This window comes from Streptomyces sp. NBC_00525 (assembly GCF_036346595.1).
Classification (GTDB): Bacteria; Actinomycetota; Actinomycetes; order Streptomycetales; family Streptomycetaceae; genus Streptomyces.
The window spans coordinates 613,564-629,034 of record NZ_CP107834.1 but is presented as its reverse complement, the minus strand read 5'-3'; the positions used below and the strand labels follow the sequence as shown (position 1 = coordinate 629,034).

Below are 15,471 nucleotides of genomic sequence, written 5' to 3'. Positions count from 1 at the left end.
GTGGCCGGTGCCGTCAGAGGATGGAGCCCGGCGTGTAGCCGGCCGCCTCGGGGTGCTGCCCGGTGATCTTCTCGATCCGGGCCACCAGCGCGGTGACCTGGTCGCCCGCGGCGCCGGTGAAGGACAGCTTGTCGGCCATCAGCTCGTCCAACTGGGCGCGGTCCAGCGGGATGCGCTCGTCGGCGGCGAGCTTGTCCAGCAGCTCGTTGCGCTCCGTGCCCTGCTCGCGCATGGCCAGGGCGGAGGCCACGGCGTTCTCCTTGATGGCCTCGTGGGCGACCTCGCGGCCGACGCCCGCGCGGACCGCGCCCATCAGGACCTTGGTCGTGGCGAGGAACGGGAGGTAGCGGTCCAGCTCGCGGGCCACCACGGCCGGGAACGCGCCGAACTCGTCCAGCACCGTCAGGAACGTCTCGACCAGCCCGTCGAACGCGAAGAACGCGTCCGGCAGGGCCACCCGGCGGACCACGGAGCAGGAGACGTCGCCCTCGTTCCACTGGTCGCCGGCCAGCTCGCCGGTCATCGACGCGTAGCCGCGCAGGATGACCATCAGGCCGTTGACGCGCTCGCAGGAGCGGGTGTTCATCTTGTGCGGCATCGCCGAGGAGCCGACCTGGCCCGGCTTGAAGCCCTCGGTCACCAGCTCGTGCCCGGCCATCAGCCGGATCGTCTTCGCCACCGAGGAGGGCGCCGCAGCCAGCTGGACCAGCGCCGTCACCACGTCGTAGTCGAGCGAGCGGGGGTAGACCTGGCCGACCGACGTGAAGGCGTGCGCGAAGCCGAGGTGGGCGGCGATGCGCTCCTCCAGCTCGGCCAGCTTCCCGGCGTCCCCGCCGAGCAGGTCGAGCATGTCCTGCGCCGTGCCGACGGGGCCCTTGATGCCGCGCAGCGGGTAGCGGCCCAGCAGGTCCTCCAGGCGGCCGTACGCCACCAGCAGCTCGTCGGCCGCGGTCGCGAAGCGCTTGCCGAGGGTGGTGGCCTGGGCGGCGACGTTGTGGGAGCGGCCGGCGACGACCAGCTCGCGGTACTCGGCGGCCAGCTTGCCCAGACGGGCCAGGACGGCCACGGTCCGGTCGCGCATCAGCTCGAGCGAGAGCCGGATCTGCAGCTGCTCGACGTTCTCGGTGAGGTCGCGCGAGGTCATGCCCTTGTGGACGTGCTCATGGCCGGCGAGGGCGTTGAACTCCTCGATCCGGGCCTTCACGTCGTGCCGGGTGACCTTCTCGCGCTCGGCGATCGAGGCCAGGTCGACCTGGTCGAGGACGCGCTCGTAGTCGGCGAGAGCGGCGTCGGGCACCTCGATCCCGAGGTCCTTCTGGGCGCGCAGCACCGCCAGCCACAGCCGGCGTTCCAGCTTCACCTTCTGCTCGGGGGACCAGAGGACGGCCAGCTCCGTGGAGGCGTAGCGGCCGGCCAGGACATTGGGGATGCGAGGCTTCGCAGACACAGCAGTCACGTGTCCTGATTCTACTGGCGGTTCGTGCAGCTCAGCGCACCGGTCCGGTTTGTGGGTTGCTACGAACGCGGCCGGTCGCCCGCGTCCCGCCCGTCGGTCTCCACCCGCCGCCACGCGCCGACCGGGGCCTCCCGGCCGTCCTCCTGCGGGGTGACCCAGAAGGCCCGTCCCAGCTCGGCGTTGAACTGTGCCCCGGCCCGCCCGTCGCCCGAGGAGCGCCCGGTGAGCCGCCTGCCGATCCAGGGGAGCAGATGCTGCCGGGCGAACCGTACGTCCGCCGCCCGCCGGGCGGCCCAGCGCGGCGGGACGGCGGCGGGCAGCGGGGCCCGCCAGTCGCTCTCGGCCGGCAGCCCCAGCGCCTGCCAGACCGCCTCGGCCACCCGGCGGTGCCCCTCGGCGGTCAGATGCAGCCGGTCCACGTCCCACAGGCGCGGGTCGCCCAGCACCGGGGCGCCGTACAGATCGACGACCACCGCGTCGTGCCGGGCGGCCAGCTCGTCGATCAGGGCGAACAGCTCCTCCATGCGGGGCCGGAAGCGCTCCATCACCGGGCCGTTGCGGCCGGGGCTGCGCATCAGCACCAGCCGCCCGCACGACGGCGCCAGCCGCTCCACCGCCTCCTCCAGCCGACCGCGCACCATGCCCATGTCGCACTTGGGGCGCAGGGTGTCGTTGAGACCGCCGACCAGGGTCACCACATCGGCCCGCATGGCCGCCGCCGCCTCCACCTGCTCGTCCACGATCTGGCCGACGAGCTTGCCGCGCACCGCGAGGTTGGCGTAGCGGAAGCCGGGCGTGCGGGCGGCCAGCCGGGCGGCGAGCACATCGGCCCAGCCACGGTACGAGCCGTCGGGCAGCAGGTCCGACATGCCCTCGGTGAACGAGTCGCCGACCGCGACGAGACTGGTGTAGGAGGCATTGAATTCCATGGCGCTGCGATCGTATCGCGGTGCCGGACGCCCCCGCCGGGCGAGCGGTGGCTCCGGGACGGGGCCCGGAGCCACCCCCGGTCAGCGGCTCTGCGGGCGCCCCACGAGCTCCCGGAGGACGTCCTCCATCGTGACCATGCCGGCCAGCCGGTCCTCCTCGTCGAGCACCGCCGCCAGGTGCGTACGGCTGCGGCGCAGCGCCGTCAGTACGTCGTCAAGCGGGGTCGCCGCCCGGACGCGGGCGATCGGCCGCATCGAGGACACCGGGAACGGCATGTCGCGCGGGGTCACGTCCAGGGCGTCCTTCACATGGAGGTAGCCGAGGATGCGCTGCTCGGCGTCCATCACCGGGAAGCGCGAGAAGCCCGTCTCGTACGACAGCCGCTCCAGCTCCTCCGGCGTCGCGCCGACCCGGATGTACATCACCCGGTCCACCGGCAGCACCACGTCGCGTACCGGCCGCCGGCCCAGCTCCAGGGCGTGGTGCAGCCGCTCCGCCGCCCGGTCGTCGACCAGTCCGGCGTCACCGGCGTCCTTCACCAGACGAGCCAGCTCGTCGTCCGAGAACGTGGCCGCCACCTCGTCCTTCGTCTCCACCCGCAACAGCTTCAGCAGCCCGTTGGCGAAGGCGTTGATCGTGAAGATCACCGGACGCAGCGCCCTGGCCAGCGCCACCAGCGGGGGGCCCAGCAGCAGCGCGGAGCGCACCGGTTCGGCCAGCGCGATGTTCTTCGGGACCATCTCGCCCAGCAGCATGTGCAGATAGGTCGCCACCGACAGCGCGATCACGAACGAGATCGGATGGACCAGCCCGTGCGGCACGCCCACCGCGTCGAAGACGGGCTCCAGCAGATGCGCGATGGCCGGCTCGGCGACGATGCCGAGGACCAGGGTGCACAGCGTGATGCCCAGCTGCGCCGCCGCGAGCAGCGCCGAGACGTGTTCCAGGCCCCAGATGACGCTGCGCGCCCGCCGGTTGCCCTGTTCGGCCTGCGGTTCGATCTGGCTGCGGCGCACCGAGATCAGGGCGAATTCGGCGCCGACGAAGAACGCGTTCACGACCAGCGTCAGCAGACCGATGAAGAGCTGTACGGCGGTCATCGCTCGTCCTCCGACGGCTGGTGGGAACCGGTCACCGGGGCGTGCAGCAGGGCGCGGGCGGCGCGGCGCCCGGAGGCGTCCACCACGTCGATCCGCCAGCCGGCCAGCTCGATGGAGTCGCCCACGGCCGGGATGCGGCCGACCTCCGTGGCGACCAGACCGGCCAGGGTCTCGTAGGGGCCGTCCGGCACGCGCAGCCCGATCCGCTCCAGCTGATCCATACGGGCGGCGCCGTCCGCCGACCACAGGACACGCCCGTCGGCGTCCTCACCGGCCGGAGCGAGGTCCGGCGTCTCGTGCGGGTCGTGCTCGTCGCGCACCTCGCCGACGACCTCCTCGACGATGTCCTCCAGGGTCACGACGCCCGCCGTGCCGCCGTACTCGTCGATGACCACGGCCATGGCGAGCTTGCCGGACAGCTGGTCCAGCAGCCGGTCCACGGTCAGCGTCTCGGGCACGAGCACCGGCTCGCGCAGCATCTCGGAGACCCGCTTGCGGGGGCGCTCGTCGGCGGGGATCGCCAGGACGTCCTTGATGTGGGCGACGCCGACGACGGTGTCGAGGTTGTTGCGGTAGACGGGGAAGCGGGAGAGGCCGGTGGCCCGGGTGGCGTTGGCGACGTCCTCGGCGGTCGCGCCGACTTCCAGCGCGGTGACCTGGACGCGCGGGGTCATCACGTTCTCCGCGGTCAGCTCCGGCAGATTGAGGGTACGGACGAACAGCTCCGCGGTGTCCGCCTCCAGCGCGCCCTCGCGGGCGGAGTGCCGGGCGAGCGCGACCAGCTCCTGCGGGCTGCGGGCCGAGGCCAGCTCCTCGGCGGGCTCCAGACCGAAGCGGCGCACGATGTGGTTGGCGGTGTTGTTGAGGTGGCTGATGAAGGGCCGGAAGACGGCCGTGAAGATCCGCTGCGGGGTGGCGACGGCCTTCGCCACGGCCAGCGGCGAGGAGATGGCCCAGTTCTTCGGGACCAGCTCGCCGACGACCATCAGGAACACCGTGGACAGGGCCGTACCGATGACGAGCGCCACGGACGACGCGACGCCCGGCGACAGCCCGACGGCCTCCACCGGGCCGCGGATGAGCTTGGCGATGGACGGCTCGGAGAGCATGCCGACGACCAGGTTGGTGACGGTGATGCCGAGCTGCGCCCCGGAGAGCTGGAAGGTGAGCCCGCGTACGGCCTTCATGGCGCTGGCCGCGCCGCGCTCGCCCTGCTCGACGGCCGTTTCCAGCTGGCCGCGCTCGACCGTGGTCAGTGAGAACTCCGCCGCGACGAAGGCGCCGCAGGCGAGGGAGAGCAGTACCGCAACGAGCAGCAGAAGCACTTCGGTCATCGGTTCACCTCCGTCCCATGATCGGGCAGGGACTGGCGGACCGCGCGATCTCGGCGGCTTCGGCAACTGGGAGGCTCGCCCATGGGCGGACGCTCACACCTTTCGTCGGAGGGGTGGGGCTGAATCCCTATAGTAAAGGATCGGCAAAGTGCGGTGCGGACGCGGTCACTCCGCCCCTGTTCCCTCCCGGAGCGGCTTCACCCACCGACGCCACTGGTCCTGCCGCCGGTATCCGGCCGCCCCCCAGGTGTGGTGCGCGCGCTCGTTCCGCTCCAGGACCATGGCGTCCACCCGCCGCCCGCCCACCTCGGCGAAGTGCCGCTCCGCCGCGTCCAGCAGCGCGGTCGCGATGCCCCGGCGGCGGTGGTCCGGATGCACGGCCAGCCGGTACAGGGAACACCTCCAGCCGTCGAACCCGGCGATCACGGTCCCGACCAGCGCACCGTCCCGTTCCGCGAGCAGCAGCGCCCCGGCGTCGCGGGCGATCAGCCGGGCCACCCCGTCGTGGTCGTCGCTGACGCTCGTCCCCTCGGCGGACGTGCGCCAGAACCGCAGGACGGCATCGATGTCGGGCAGGGCGGCGGGCCGTACGGCGAGATCGTTCATGGCCGGAGCCAATCAGAGAAGCGCACCGTCGAGCGAGCGGATTCCCGACCGGCCGGGCGTACGGGCCGGTGCGGGCCGAGGCGTACGGTCGGGCGCCGGCCGGTGCGTACGGGCGGTTCAGCGCAGGTGTACGGGCAGGCCGTCGATGCCGTACACGATCGACAGCTTGCGGAACGCCAGGTCCTGCGGCGGGACCGCGAGCCGCATGGCCGGAAAGCGCCCGACCAGCGCCGGGAAGGCGGCGCGCAGCTCCATCCGGGCCAGCTCCGCGCCGATGCAGCGGTGGATGCCGTACCCGAAGGCCAGGTGCCCGGCCGGGGTGACCCGGTCCACGTCGAACCGCCCGTCGTCCGTGACGTACGCCGGATCGCGGTTGGCGCCGCTCAGCGAGCACAGCACCATGTCGCCGCGCGGGATCGTCACGCCGGCGATCTCGATGTCCTCGCGGGCGAACCGGGGAAAGGCCATCTGCACGGCCGAGAGATAGCGCAGCACCTCCTCCACGAAGGGGCCCGCGAGCCCGTCGTCCGTCCGCAGCCGCGCCGCCACCTCCGGATTGCGCAGCAGCACCAGCGCGCCGAGCGCGATCGTGCTGGCCGTCGTCTCGAACCCGCCGGTGAGCACCCCGTCGGCCAGGCCCGCCAGTTCCTCGTCGTCCACGCTGTCGCCGTGCTCCCGCACGATCATCCCCAGCAGCCCGTCGCCGGGGTCGCGCCGCTGCGCCCGGACGACGCCCCGGAAGTAGTCGAGCGACGCGGACATCGCGCCGAACGGCGCGGTCGTCCCGGCGAACAGGTCGAAGCGGTCCATGGCCAGCTTCTGGAAGTCGTCGCGGTCCTCGTAGGGCACCCCGAGCAGCTCGCAGATCGTCAGCGACGGCACGGGCAGCGCGAAGGAGTGCACGAGGTCCACCGGCCCCGGCGCCGCGGCCATCGCGTCGAGCCGCTCCGCGACGATGGCGTCGATCCTGGGCGTCAGCCGGCGCAGCCGGCGCATGGTGAACTCCGGGGTCAGGATGCGGCGCAGCCGGGTGTGCACCGGCGGGTCGCTGAAGCCGAGACCACCGGGGCTGTGCTCGGCGACTATGCCCGCGTTGCCCGCCAGATGGGCGAAGTCGGTGCTGAACCCCTCGGCGCGGCCGAGCACCGCCTTCGACTCCTCGTACCCCGTGACCACCCAGGCGTCCATCCCGAACGGCAGGGCCACCCTGCGCACCGGCGCGCTCGCCCGGGCCTCCGCGAGCCGCCGCACCGGGTCCAGCCCGTCCCTGCGCAACGGCATCAGCAGCTGGTCGGGCAGCAGCCGCATGGTGGAGGAGCCGAGTCCGTGCTTCTGGATGCGCGCCAGGTAGCCGCGTCCGAGCCGGGCGGTGATACGGGAACGGAACGTCGTCGCACTCAATGTCACTCCATGAGTCGTCGCGGGATCTGGTCGGTTGGCGCACAGTGGCACCAGAACGTGGCCGCCTACGGTGACTTCGGCTACCTGAGCAGGAATTATGACCACGTGTTCGACCAGCGGGAGGCCGGGGTACCGAATATTTCGGCGGCGACGTGCGGCGACCGCCCCCACCCGGCCGGTCCCGGCGAAGGCCCTACGGCCGGCGGCCGCCCAGCGGCCGGGCCAGCCAGTCCGCCGCCCGCGCGCGAAACTCAACGGGCGCGAGCGACCCCGCGCCCTCCGGCACCACGCCGAGCAGCGGCGCGCCCGCCGCCACCGGCAGGTCCGTCACATTGCAGCGCGCCGCCAGATCCGGCGCGGCAGGCATGCTGCCGATGACCACGCCCGGACAGCTCAGCCCGCGCGCCCGCAGCGCCTCCGCCGTCAGGGCCGTGGAGTTGAGCGTGCCCAGCCCGGCCGGGGCGACCACCAGGACCGGCGCCTCCAGCAGCCGGGCCGCGTCCGCCAGGGTCGCGCCCTCGTCGTCGAACCGTACGAGCAGCCCGCCCGCGCCCTCCACGAGGACCAGGTCGTGCTCGGTGGCCAGCTTCTCCACCGCCTCCGCGATCTCGTACGGGCGCACCGGCCGCATGCCGGCGCGCCTGGCCGCCGTCGCGGGCGCCAACGGCTCCGGGAACCGGGCCAGTTCGACCGCGGTCACATGGCCGCCCGCGAGCCGCGCCACCTCGGCCGCGTCTCCCGGTTCGCCCGGCTCCAGGCCGGTCTGGGCCGGTTTGAGGACGGCGACGCGGCGGGGCGCGGCGGCGGCCGCCACGGCCGCCGTCACGATCGTCTTGCCGATCTCCGTGCCGGTCCCGGTCACCACCAGAACGCGCATGCCTCAGCCCTCCCGTGCCGCCGCGCACACCGCGCGGCAGATCCGTGCCACATCGTCGTCCCCCGTCACGTACGGCGGCATGGTGTAGACGAGGTCGCGGAACGGCCGCAGCCACACCCCTTCCCGTACCGCCGCCGAGGTCGCCGCCGCCATGTCCACCTCGTGGTCCAGCTGGACCACGCCGATGGCGCCGAGCACCCGCACATCGCGGACGCCGGGCAGCTCGCGCGCCGCCGCCAGGCCCTCGCGCAGGCCCGCCTCGACGCGTTTCACCTCCTGCCGCCAGTCCTGGCCGAGCAGCAGGTCGATGGAGGCGCAGGCCACCGCCGAGGCGAGCGGGTTGCCCATGAACGTCGGTCCGTGGGCGAGCACGGGCACCTCGCCGCGCGAGATGCCGTCGGCGACCTCGCTCGTGCACAGCGTCGCCGCCATCGTGAGGTAGCCGCCGGTCAGCGCCTTGCCCACGCACATCACATCCGGGGAGACCCCGGCGTGGTCGGCCGCGAACAGCTGCCCCGTACGGCCGAAACCGGTGGCGATCTCGTCGAACACGAGCAGGACCCCGTACGCGTCGCACGCCTCGCGCAGCACCCGCAGATAGCCGGGGGAGTGGAAGCGCATGCCGCCCGCCCCCTGCACGACCGGCTCCACGATCACGGCGGCCAGTTCGCCGGCGTGCCGCTCGATCAGTTCGCGCAGATGCGCCGCGTACGCGGGGTCGGGCTCGGCGTCGTAGCCGGCGGGCGGCTCGTCGGCGAAGACCTGGCGGGGCAGGGCGCCCGACCACAGCTCGTGCATCCCGCCCTCCGGGTCGCACACCGACATGGGCTGCCAGGTGTCGCCGTGGTAGCCGCCCCGCCAGGTCAGCAGCCGCTGCTTGGCGGGCTGCCCGGCCGAGCGCCAGTACTGGAGGCACATCTTCACGGCGACCTCGACCGACACCGAACCGGAATCGGCGAGGAAGACGTGGCGCAGCGGCTCCGGGGTGATCTCCACCAGCCGGGCCGCGAGTCGGACGGCGGGCTCGTGCGTGAGCCCGCCGAACATCACATGGCTCATCCGGTCCAGCTGGCCGCGCGCCGCCTCGTTGAGCACCGGGTGGTTGTAGCCGTGCACGGCCGACCACCAGGAGGACATGCCGTCCACCAACTCGTCGTGGCCGTGGGCGGGTTCGGCGAGCCGCAGCCGGACCCCGGACGCGGACTCCACGACCAGCGGCTCCTGCCGGCCCGGCATGGGCCCGTACGGATGCCAGACGTGCGCCCGGTCCAGGTCCCGGAGCACGGCGGGGGAGAGCGGCTCAGGCATTGGGGGCGAGATCCGTCCCCGCGCCGCGGCGGCGCACCGCCACCAGATCCGTACGGGCGCCCGGAACCGGAGCCTCCGCCGGCTCGGCGGCGGCAGCGGCGGACGCGACCTCGGCCTCCGGGCTCTCCGCCGTTCCGCCGCACGGGCCGCAGCCGCTCCCGGTGTGCGTGCCGCAGCTCTCCGGCTCCGAGCCGCAGCCGCCCGTGTGCGAGCCGCAGCCGGCCGCCGCGTTCGCGCGGTGCCCGGGGAGCGTCGTCGTACCCGTCCCCTCCACCTCGAAACCGGCGTCCGCGATCATGTCCAGGTCGGCCTGACCGGCCTGGCCCTCGCTGGTCAGATAGTCGCCGAGGAAGATCGAGTTCACCAGGTGCAGGGCGAGCGGCTGCATCGAGCGCAGATGGACCTCGCGCCCGCCCGCGAGCCGCACCTCCACGTCGGGGCAGACGAACCGGACCATCGCCAGGATGCGCAGACAGCGCTGCGGCGTCAGGTTCCACTCCTTGGCGAGCGGCGTCCCCTCGAACGGGATCAGGAAGTTGACCGGCACCGAGTCCGGGTCCAGCTCGCGCAGCGAGAAGACCACGTCGACCAGGTCCTCGTCGCTCTCGCCCATGCCCGCGATCAGCCCCGAGCACGCGGAGAGCCCGGCGGCCTGCGCCTGGTGCACCGTGTCCACCCGGTCCGCGTAGGTGTGGGTGGTCGTGATCTCCCCGTACGTCCCCTCGGACGTGTTGAGGTTGTGGTTGTACGCGTCGGCGCCCGCCGAACGCAGCCGCTCGGCCTGCCCCTGCGAGAGCAGCCCCAGGCAGGCGCACACCTCGACGCCCTCGTTCTGGTCCTTGATGGCCTCGATGGTCTTCGAGACCCGGTCCACGTCCCGGTCGGTGGGGCCCCGGCCGCTGGCCACCAGGCAGACGCGCTTGGCGCCGCCCGCCACCCCGGCCGCCGCCGCCTTCGAGGCGTCCTCGGGCTTGAGCCAGGTGTACTTGAGGATCTCGGCCTTGGAGCCGAGCCGCTGCGAGCAGTACGAGCAGTCCTCGGGACAGAGCCCCGATTTCAGATTGACCAGATAGTTCAGCTTCACCCGCCGCCCGAACCACTGACGGCGCACCCTGCCGGCCGCCGCCACCACATCGAGCAGTTCGTCGTCCGGGGTCGCCAGTACGGCGAGCGCTTCTTCACGGGTCGGCAGCTCGCGCCGCAGCCCCTTGTCCACCAGCGTGTTCAGGAGGTCCATGGCGTCGATCCTGACGCACCGCACCGCCCGGAGCCAAGGAGGAACCGGACAACGGAGCTCACGCGGGGTGTGTGCATCACCACACCGTGCCCCGGTGTGACCCCGGTTAGGGTCTGTGGGCTGCCTACAAGAGGGGTCACTCCATGCCCGCCACCCCGTTCGACTGGATCGACGACGAGGCGCGCCGTCGCGCGGACGCGGGGCTGGTCCGCAGGCTGCGGCCCCGGAGCGCCGGCGCCGGGCCGCTGGACCTCGCGAGCAACGACTACCTCGGCCTGACCCGGCACCCCGAGGTGATCGCGGCGGCGGCGGACGCGGCCCTGCGCTGGGGCGGCGGATCGACCGGCTCCCGCCTCGTGACGGGCTCGACCGCCCTTCACGCGGAACTCGAACGCGAACTCGCCGCGTTCTGCGGATTCGAGGCGGCCCTCGTGCTCTCCTCCGGCTACGCCGCCAACCTCGCGGCCCTCACCGCGCTCACCGGGCGCGACGGTCTCATCGCCTCGGACGCCGGCAACCACGCCTCCATCGTGGACGGCTGCCGGCTCTCGCGGGCGGCGACCGTCGTCGTCCCGCACGCCGACCCGGAGGCCGTCCGCAAGTCGCTGTGCGGGCACGAGGGCCGGCGGCTGGCCGTCACCGACTCGGTCTTCTCCGTGGACGGCGACGCCGCACCGCTCGCCGCGCTGGCCGCCGTCTGCCGGGCGGAGAACGCGGCGCTCCTGGTGGACGACGCGCACGGTCTCGGGGTGCTCGGCGAGGGCGGACGCGGAGCGCTCGACGCGGCGGGGATCGCGGGCGGCGGGGGCGTCGCCGCCACGCTCACCCTGTCCAAGTCGCTGGGCAGCCAGGGCGGCGCGGTCCTCGGCCCGGCCCGCGTCATCGACCACCTCGTCAACACCGCGCGGACGTTCATCTTCGACACCGGGCTCGCCCCGGCGGCGGTGGGCGCGGCGCTGGGCGCGCTGCGGCTGCTGCGCCGCGAACCGGAACGCGCGCTGCGGGCCCGTACGGTCGCCACCGCGCTGTACGAGGGGCTGACGGCGGCCGGGCTGACCGCGGTGCGCCCCGACGCGGCGGTTGTCTCGGTGCGGGCGCCGTCGCCGGACGCGGCGGTCCGCTGGGCCGCCGACTGCCGGACGGCGGGGCTGGCGGTCGGCTGCTTCCGGCCGCCTTCGGTCCCGGACGGCATCTCGCGGCTGCGGCTCACCGCCCGCGCCGACCTGACGGACGAGCAGATCGGGCAGGCGGTGGCGACGGTGCGGCGGACCGCCCCGGCGAGCTGAACCGGCGGACCGGGCCGCGGGTCCGGGGCGGCGGGCGTCTCAGCGCCGCAGACCGGTGACGAAGGACGTCCAGGCCGTGGGGGAGAACTCCAGCGGGGTGAGCGACACATCCTTGGAGTCGCGTACGGCGAGCAGCCGCCCGTCCTCGAACGGGGCGGTCTCCACGCAGTTGTTCATACCCGTGCTGCGGCTGCTGCGCCGCCACCGTAACGCTTGCTGTGCGGGGCGATCGGACATGACGGTTCCTCCGGGCGGTGGGGGGTCACCGATCGTCGCGGTCGATCGCGGCGATCAGGTCCAGCGTGTGCTCCGGCGACAGCGCGTGGGCCTGAAGGGTGCGGAAGGCCGCGCTGTACGCCGCAAGGTCTTCTTTCCGTTCCAGATAGAGGCTACTCGTCAAGTGGTCAAGAACGACCACGTCAAGGTCAGAAGCGGTCGGAAAGGAGAAGATAACGAAAGGGCTGGTGAGGCTGACATAGCCGCCGACCGCGAACGGAAGTAACTGAAGTTCCACATGGGGCAGTTGGGCCACCCGAGCGAGATGGCGCAGCTGCTGGCGCATCACTCTTCGGCCACCCACCTCCCGGCGCAGCACCGCCTCGTCGAGCACCGCGCTCAGCCGCAGCGGCGGGTCGCTGCTCAGCACCCCCTGCCGGGTCAGCCGCACCTCGACCAGCGAGTCCAGCTGGCCGGACGGCAGCCCGTCGAGGGAGGCCCGGGTCACCGCGCGGGCGTAGTCGGCGGTCTGGAGCAGGCCCGGAACCACCGTGGTCTCCAGCGTGCGGGCGGTGCGCGCCTGCGACTCCAGACTGATGAAGTCGCGGTACTGCGGCGGGATGAGACCCCGGTACGCGTGCCACCAGCCGGCGCCGCCCCCGCCCGCCGAACCGGCCAGCGCGCCCAGCACCTCGCGCAGCTGGGGATCGTCCATCCCGTACGCGTCCAGCAGCCGGATCACGTCATCCGGCCGCACCCCGCTGACACCTGTCTCGATCCTGCTCACCTTCGACTGGTGCCAGCCGAGCAGGTGCGCGGCCTCCCGGCTCGTGAGCCCCGACGCGTGGCGCAGACTCCGCAGCTCCTCCCCGAGCTTGCGGCGCCGAACCGCTGGACCGTGCTGCATCTGAACGCTCCCTCCCGCTGTCTGACGAGGGGACAGTGTCGCGCCCGCGCGGGGACGGGCGGGGAGAGTTCACCGGTTTGAGTTACAGATATATGCATATCTTGGTGGATCGCCACCACGGAGGGCAGCATCGGTGGCAATCTGGCGCGAAGCACAACCGGTCCGCTCGCCGGGCCGGTACCGGGTGGGAAAGGGACGGCTCGCCATGGCAGACCATCAGGAAGCACGTGTCACTCTGCCGAGCGAGCCGGTTTCGGTCTCCGCGGCCCGCCGGTACGTGGCCCGCGTGCTCACGGACTGGGGCCTGCCCGAGGACGCGGAGGCCGCCGACGCGCTCCGCCTCATCCTCTCGGAGCTGGCCACCAACGCCGTGCTGCACACCTTCGGACAGTCGCCGACCTTCACCGTCGACCTGCTGCTGGAGCGCGAGGAACTGCTGAGCCTCGGGGTGACGGACAGTCATCCCCGCAGGCCCCAGCGGCTGCCCGCCGCCGTCCAGCAGGACAACGGACGCGGCATGGTCATCGTCCGCGCGCTGGCCAAGGAGTACGGCGGCCGGGTGACGGTCACCCCCACCGACGACGGCGGCAAGACCGTCTGGGTGACGCTGCCGTGGCACGCCCCGGCCGGCCCCGACGCCGTACGCACCCGGCCCGCGGGCCCGCGTCAGGCGACCCGCCCGTAGTACACGCTCCGGGTCCAGATCTTCTCCAGCCGGACCACGGCCCCGGTCTTCGGCGAGTGCCAGATCTTCCCGCTCCCGGCGTAGATGCCCACGTGGTAGACGCTGCGCCCGGAATGGAAGAAGACCAGGTCGCCCCGCTGCCGCTCGGACGCCGTGATGTGCCTGGTCCGGTTGTACTGCTGCTGGGCCGTGCGGGGGAGCTTCTTGCCGGCCTTCTTGAACGAATAGAGCGTCAGCCCGGAACAGTCGAAGCTGTGGGGCCCGGTCGCGCCCCACCGGTAGGGCGCTCCCTTCTTCGACGCGGCGACCTTCAGCGCCTTCGCGGCGTGGCCGGCCGCCTGCGCCTCGGAGGCGGCACCGGGGACCAGCAGCGTGCCGCCGACCGCGGCGAGAGTCATGACCGAGGCCGTGGTGGCCCGGGCGAGCAGGGACGGGACATGAACCTGCGCACTCATGCGCAACCCTTCGTCAGCCGCCTGTGAAGGATGGCCTGTCGGGTTCGGGCTGGCGAAGTTGCCCGGCCGCGCGCGGCGGCTTCACCCCGAGGGACAACCGGTGTGCTCCGGCGGTCCCGTGATGCTCGGGTCCTCCACTCCTGCCGATCCACTCCTGTCGACCAGGCATCCGGACGGCGGCAGGACTCGGCGTCCGCCCGGACCGCCCCGCCGCGGTGGCGGGGGCTTGTCGTCCCAGGGATCTTGACGCACCTCGTGCCCGATTTCCGAGGTGAAACAGCCATATGTGAATATCGAACCGAATCGCCCGTTCAGGTGGGCGGCCCCCTTCCCCGCGCTCCCGCGCCCTGCCGCGGCCGTGCCCGTACCAGCGCTGTCGCGAGGGAAACCGCCCGGCGCGCATCAACGGAACGCAAATCGGCCCGTCGCTCGCACGAGGGAACGCCTACGCCGGTCGAGCGAGAAATCCCACCGCACCCACCGGGCGTGTCGCCCGCGCCCGCAGCGCCCGGCCCGGTCAGGGTTTGCGATCGTGTTCCGCCAGCCAGGCGTCCTCCGCCTCGTAGTCGAACAGCACCGTGCCGTACGTGCGCAGCATCGCCGGGAACGCGTCCTGCCAGGCGCGGTCCGACAGGCGGGAGGCCAGCCAGTCGACGGTCTCCGGCAGCGAGTCGGCGTAGTCCGTCACCGGGCGGTAGCCGAGTTCCCGTGCGGCGGCCGACATGTCGTAGACGATGGAGTGCGGCGCGCTCCAGGGCGTCGCGCCGACGCCCTCCGCGGGCGGGGCGCCCGCGACCAGCACCGTCTCCGTGGACCGGCCCAGCACCGCGTCCACCGCCTCGCCGATCTCCGCGACCGTCGGCGCCTGCGGATCGGCGGCGTTCAGCACGCGCGAGCCGGGCCGGGCGGCGGCCAGCCGGATCAGCTCGGCCGCGTTCGACGTGTGCAGCGGATGGAAGCGCGAGGCCCCGCCGTACGCCAGCACCCGCCGGGGCCGGCCGTCCAGCGCCCGCTTGACGAAGTACAGCTCGCGCGGGGTGCGGCAGTGCGGTCCGTGCACCGCGCCCGCCCGCAGCAGCGTGACCGGGAGGGTGTCACCGGCCGCGAGCAGATCGCGCTCCAGGCAGATCTTGCGCGTCGCATAGGTGTCGTCGCCCGGCTCCACCGTGCTCAGCGACTCCGGGATCGGCAGCGGATAGCGGGGTGCCCCGTCCGGCTCGCCCTGCGTATCGAAACTGCGGCCCCGCTCGTCCGCGTACACCGCCCCGCTGGAGACGACCACCGCCGACCCGATCCGGTCCGCGAGGCCGGTCAGCTGCCGGGCGTGCGGCCTCCCGTACGCCACCAGGTCCACCAGCACGTCGCAGCCCGGACCGAGCGCCGCCGCGAGCGCGCCCTCCTCGTCACGGTCCAGGGCGACCGTCCGCACCCCGCCGTCCCACCCCTCGACGCGGCCCCCGCCGCGCGAGGCCGCCGTCACCTTCCAGCCGTCCGCCACCAGCGCGCGCACCGCGGCGCGCCCCATCTGCCCCGTCGCTCCCAGCACCCACGCGTGTCCCCTGTTGGTCATGCCAGGCACGCTAGACGCGGCCGCACCGGCGGACCAGGGGCGTTCACCGCCCGCGAATCCGCTTTCGGCGTCGGCGATCCGGGAACCCGGGGGCCCGTCCGCG

Annotated in this window: 15 protein-coding genes; 2 read left to right on the top strand and 13 right to left on the bottom strand. The window is 73.1% G+C overall.

What is annotated here, in order from left to right:
* Positions 1-13: 13 nt before the first annotated feature.
* The 9 genes from purB to bioB all read right to left on the bottom strand — a co-directional run bounded on the left by purB (position 14) and on the right by bioB (position 10,249).
* Entirely contained in the window at positions 14-1,456 is a 1,443-nt protein-coding gene (gene purB / locus OG710_RS02610) for an adenylosuccinate lyase (RefSeq protein WP_330237902.1), read from the bottom strand.
* A 59-nt stretch (positions 1,457-1,515) separates the two neighbouring features.
* Positions 1,516-2,385, bottom strand: a complete 870-nt coding sequence (locus tag OG710_RS02605; protein ID WP_330237901.1) for an SGNH/GDSL hydrolase family protein — start codon at positions 2,383-2,385, stop codon at positions 1,516-1,518.
* An 81-nt stretch (positions 2,386-2,466) separates the two neighbouring features.
* Positions 2,467-3,486 (bottom strand): hemolysin family protein, encoded by a 1,020-nt coding sequence (locus OG710_RS02600; RefSeq protein WP_330237900.1) that lies wholly within the window; start codon positions 3,484-3,486, stop codon positions 2,467-2,469.
* Positions 3,483-4,820, bottom strand: a complete 1,338-nt coding sequence (locus OG710_RS02595; protein ID WP_330237899.1) for a hemolysin family protein — start codon at positions 4,818-4,820, stop codon at positions 3,483-3,485. The genes OG710_RS02600 and OG710_RS02595 overlap by 4 nt, the downstream gene beginning before the upstream one ends.
* 165 nt (positions 4,821-4,985) lie before the next feature.
* On the bottom strand, positions 4,986-5,426 hold the full coding sequence (locus tag OG710_RS02590) for a GNAT family N-acetyltransferase (RefSeq protein ID WP_330237898.1): 441 nt from the start codon (positions 5,424-5,426) through the stop codon (positions 4,986-4,988).
* A gap of 117 nt (positions 5,427-5,543) precedes the next feature.
* Positions 5,544-6,827, bottom strand: coding sequence for a cytochrome P450 (locus tag OG710_RS02585; protein ID WP_330237897.1), 1,284 nt, complete (start codon positions 6,825-6,827; stop codon positions 5,544-5,546).
* A 193-nt stretch (positions 6,828-7,020) separates the two neighbouring features.
* Entirely contained in the window at positions 7,021-7,704 is a 684-nt protein-coding gene (bioD, locus tag OG710_RS02580; RefSeq protein WP_330237896.1) for a dethiobiotin synthase, read from the bottom strand.
* Between the two features lie 3 nt (positions 7,705-7,707).
* On the bottom strand, positions 7,708-9,012 hold the full coding sequence (locus OG710_RS02575; RefSeq protein WP_330237895.1) for an adenosylmethionine--8-amino-7-oxononanoate transaminase: 1,305 nt from the start codon (positions 9,010-9,012) through the stop codon (positions 7,708-7,710).
* Positions 9,005-10,249, bottom strand: a complete 1,245-nt coding sequence (gene bioB, locus OG710_RS02570) for a biotin synthase BioB (RefSeq protein ID WP_330237894.1) — start codon at positions 10,247-10,249, stop codon at positions 9,005-9,007. The genes OG710_RS02575 and bioB overlap by 8 nt, the downstream gene beginning before the upstream one ends.
* Positions 10,250-10,392: 143 nt before the next feature.
* Between bioB and OG710_RS02565 the strand changes: the two genes are divergently transcribed.
* Positions 10,393-11,535, top strand: a complete 1,143-nt coding sequence (locus OG710_RS02565; RefSeq protein WP_330237893.1) for an 8-amino-7-oxononanoate synthase — start codon at positions 10,393-10,395, stop codon at positions 11,533-11,535.
* Between the two features lie 39 nt (positions 11,536-11,574).
* Here OG710_RS02565 and OG710_RS02560 read toward each other — a convergent pair whose 3' ends face one another.
* Positions 11,575-11,772: a DUF397 domain-containing protein gene (locus tag OG710_RS02560; RefSeq protein WP_330237892.1), complete on the bottom strand. Its 198-nt coding sequence runs from the start codon at positions 11,770-11,772 to the stop codon at positions 11,575-11,577.
* Positions 11,773-11,797: 25 nt separating this feature from the next.
* Positions 11,798-12,658 carry a helix-turn-helix domain-containing protein gene (locus OG710_RS02555; protein WP_111334421.1) on the bottom strand — a complete coding sequence of 287 codons (861 nt, stop codon included), beginning with the start codon at positions 12,656-12,658 and terminating at the stop codon, positions 11,798-11,800.
* A gap of 205 nt (positions 12,659-12,863) precedes the next feature.
* Between OG710_RS02555 and OG710_RS02550 the strand changes: the two genes are divergently transcribed.
* Positions 12,864-13,343 (top strand): ATP-binding protein, encoded by a 480-nt coding sequence (locus OG710_RS02550; protein WP_330237891.1) that lies wholly within the window; start codon positions 12,864-12,866, stop codon positions 13,341-13,343.
* Here OG710_RS02550 and OG710_RS02545 read toward each other — a convergent pair.
* The gene (locus OG710_RS02545) at positions 13,325-13,798 is read right to left on the bottom strand and encodes a C40 family peptidase (RefSeq protein WP_330237890.1); all 474 of its coding nucleotides are present in this window, start codon (positions 13,796-13,798) and stop codon (positions 13,325-13,327) included. The genes OG710_RS02550 and OG710_RS02545 overlap by 19 nt on opposite strands.
* A 517-nt stretch (positions 13,799-14,315) precedes the next feature.
* A complete protein-coding gene (locus tag OG710_RS02540) occupies positions 14,316-15,368 on the bottom strand; it encodes an NAD-dependent epimerase/dehydratase family protein (protein ID WP_330237889.1) in 1,053 nt (350 codons plus the stop codon).
* Positions 15,369-15,471 lie beyond the last annotated feature (103 nt).

Bases quoted from the DNA above. Each gene is read 5' to 3' on its own strand.
- OG710_RS02605 (WP_330237901.1), bottom strand. From the start codon at position 2,385: ATGGAATTCAATGCCTCCTACACCAGTCTCGTCGCGGTCGGCGACTCG.
- OG710_RS02600 (WP_330237900.1), bottom strand. From the start codon at position 3,486: ATGACCGCCGTACAGCTCTTCATCGGTCTGCTGACGCTGGTCGTGAAC.
- OG710_RS02595 (WP_330237899.1), bottom strand. From the start codon at position 4,820: ATGACCGAAGTGCTTCTGCTGCTCGTTGCGGTACTGCTCTCCCTCGCC.
- OG710_RS02590 (WP_330237898.1), bottom strand. From the start codon at position 5,426: ATGAACGATCTCGCCGTACGGCCCGCCGCCCTGCCCGACATCGATGCC.
- bioD (WP_330237896.1), bottom strand. From the start codon at position 7,704: ATGCGCGTTCTGGTGGTGACCGGGACCGGCACGGAGATCGGCAAGACG.
- OG710_RS02575 (WP_330237895.1), bottom strand. From the start codon at position 9,012: ATGCCTGAGCCGCTCTCCCCCGCCGTGCTCCGGGACCTGGACCGGGCG.
- bioB (WP_330237894.1), bottom strand. From the start codon at position 10,249: ATGGACCTCCTGAACACGCTGGTGGACAAGGGGCTGCGGCGCGAGCTG.
- OG710_RS02565 (WP_330237893.1), top strand. From the start codon at position 10,393: ATGCCCGCCACCCCGTTCGACTGGATCGACGACGAGGCGCGCCGTCGC.
- OG710_RS02560 (WP_330237892.1), bottom strand. From the start codon at position 11,772: ATGTCCGATCGCCCCGCACAGCAAGCGTTACGGTGGCGGCGCAGCAGC.
- OG710_RS02555 (WP_111334421.1), bottom strand. From the start codon at position 12,658: ATGCAGCACGGTCCAGCGGTTCGGCGCCGCAAGCTCGGGGAGGAGCTG.
- OG710_RS02550 (WP_330237891.1), top strand. From the start codon at position 12,864: ATGGCAGACCATCAGGAAGCACGTGTCACTCTGCCGAGCGAGCCGGTT.
- OG710_RS02545 (WP_330237890.1), bottom strand. From the start codon at position 13,798: ATGAGTGCGCAGGTTCATGTCCCGTCCCTGCTCGCCCGGGCCACCACG.
- OG710_RS02540 (WP_330237889.1), bottom strand. From the start codon at position 15,368: ATGACCAACAGGGGACACGCGTGGGTGCTGGGAGCGACGGGGCAGATG.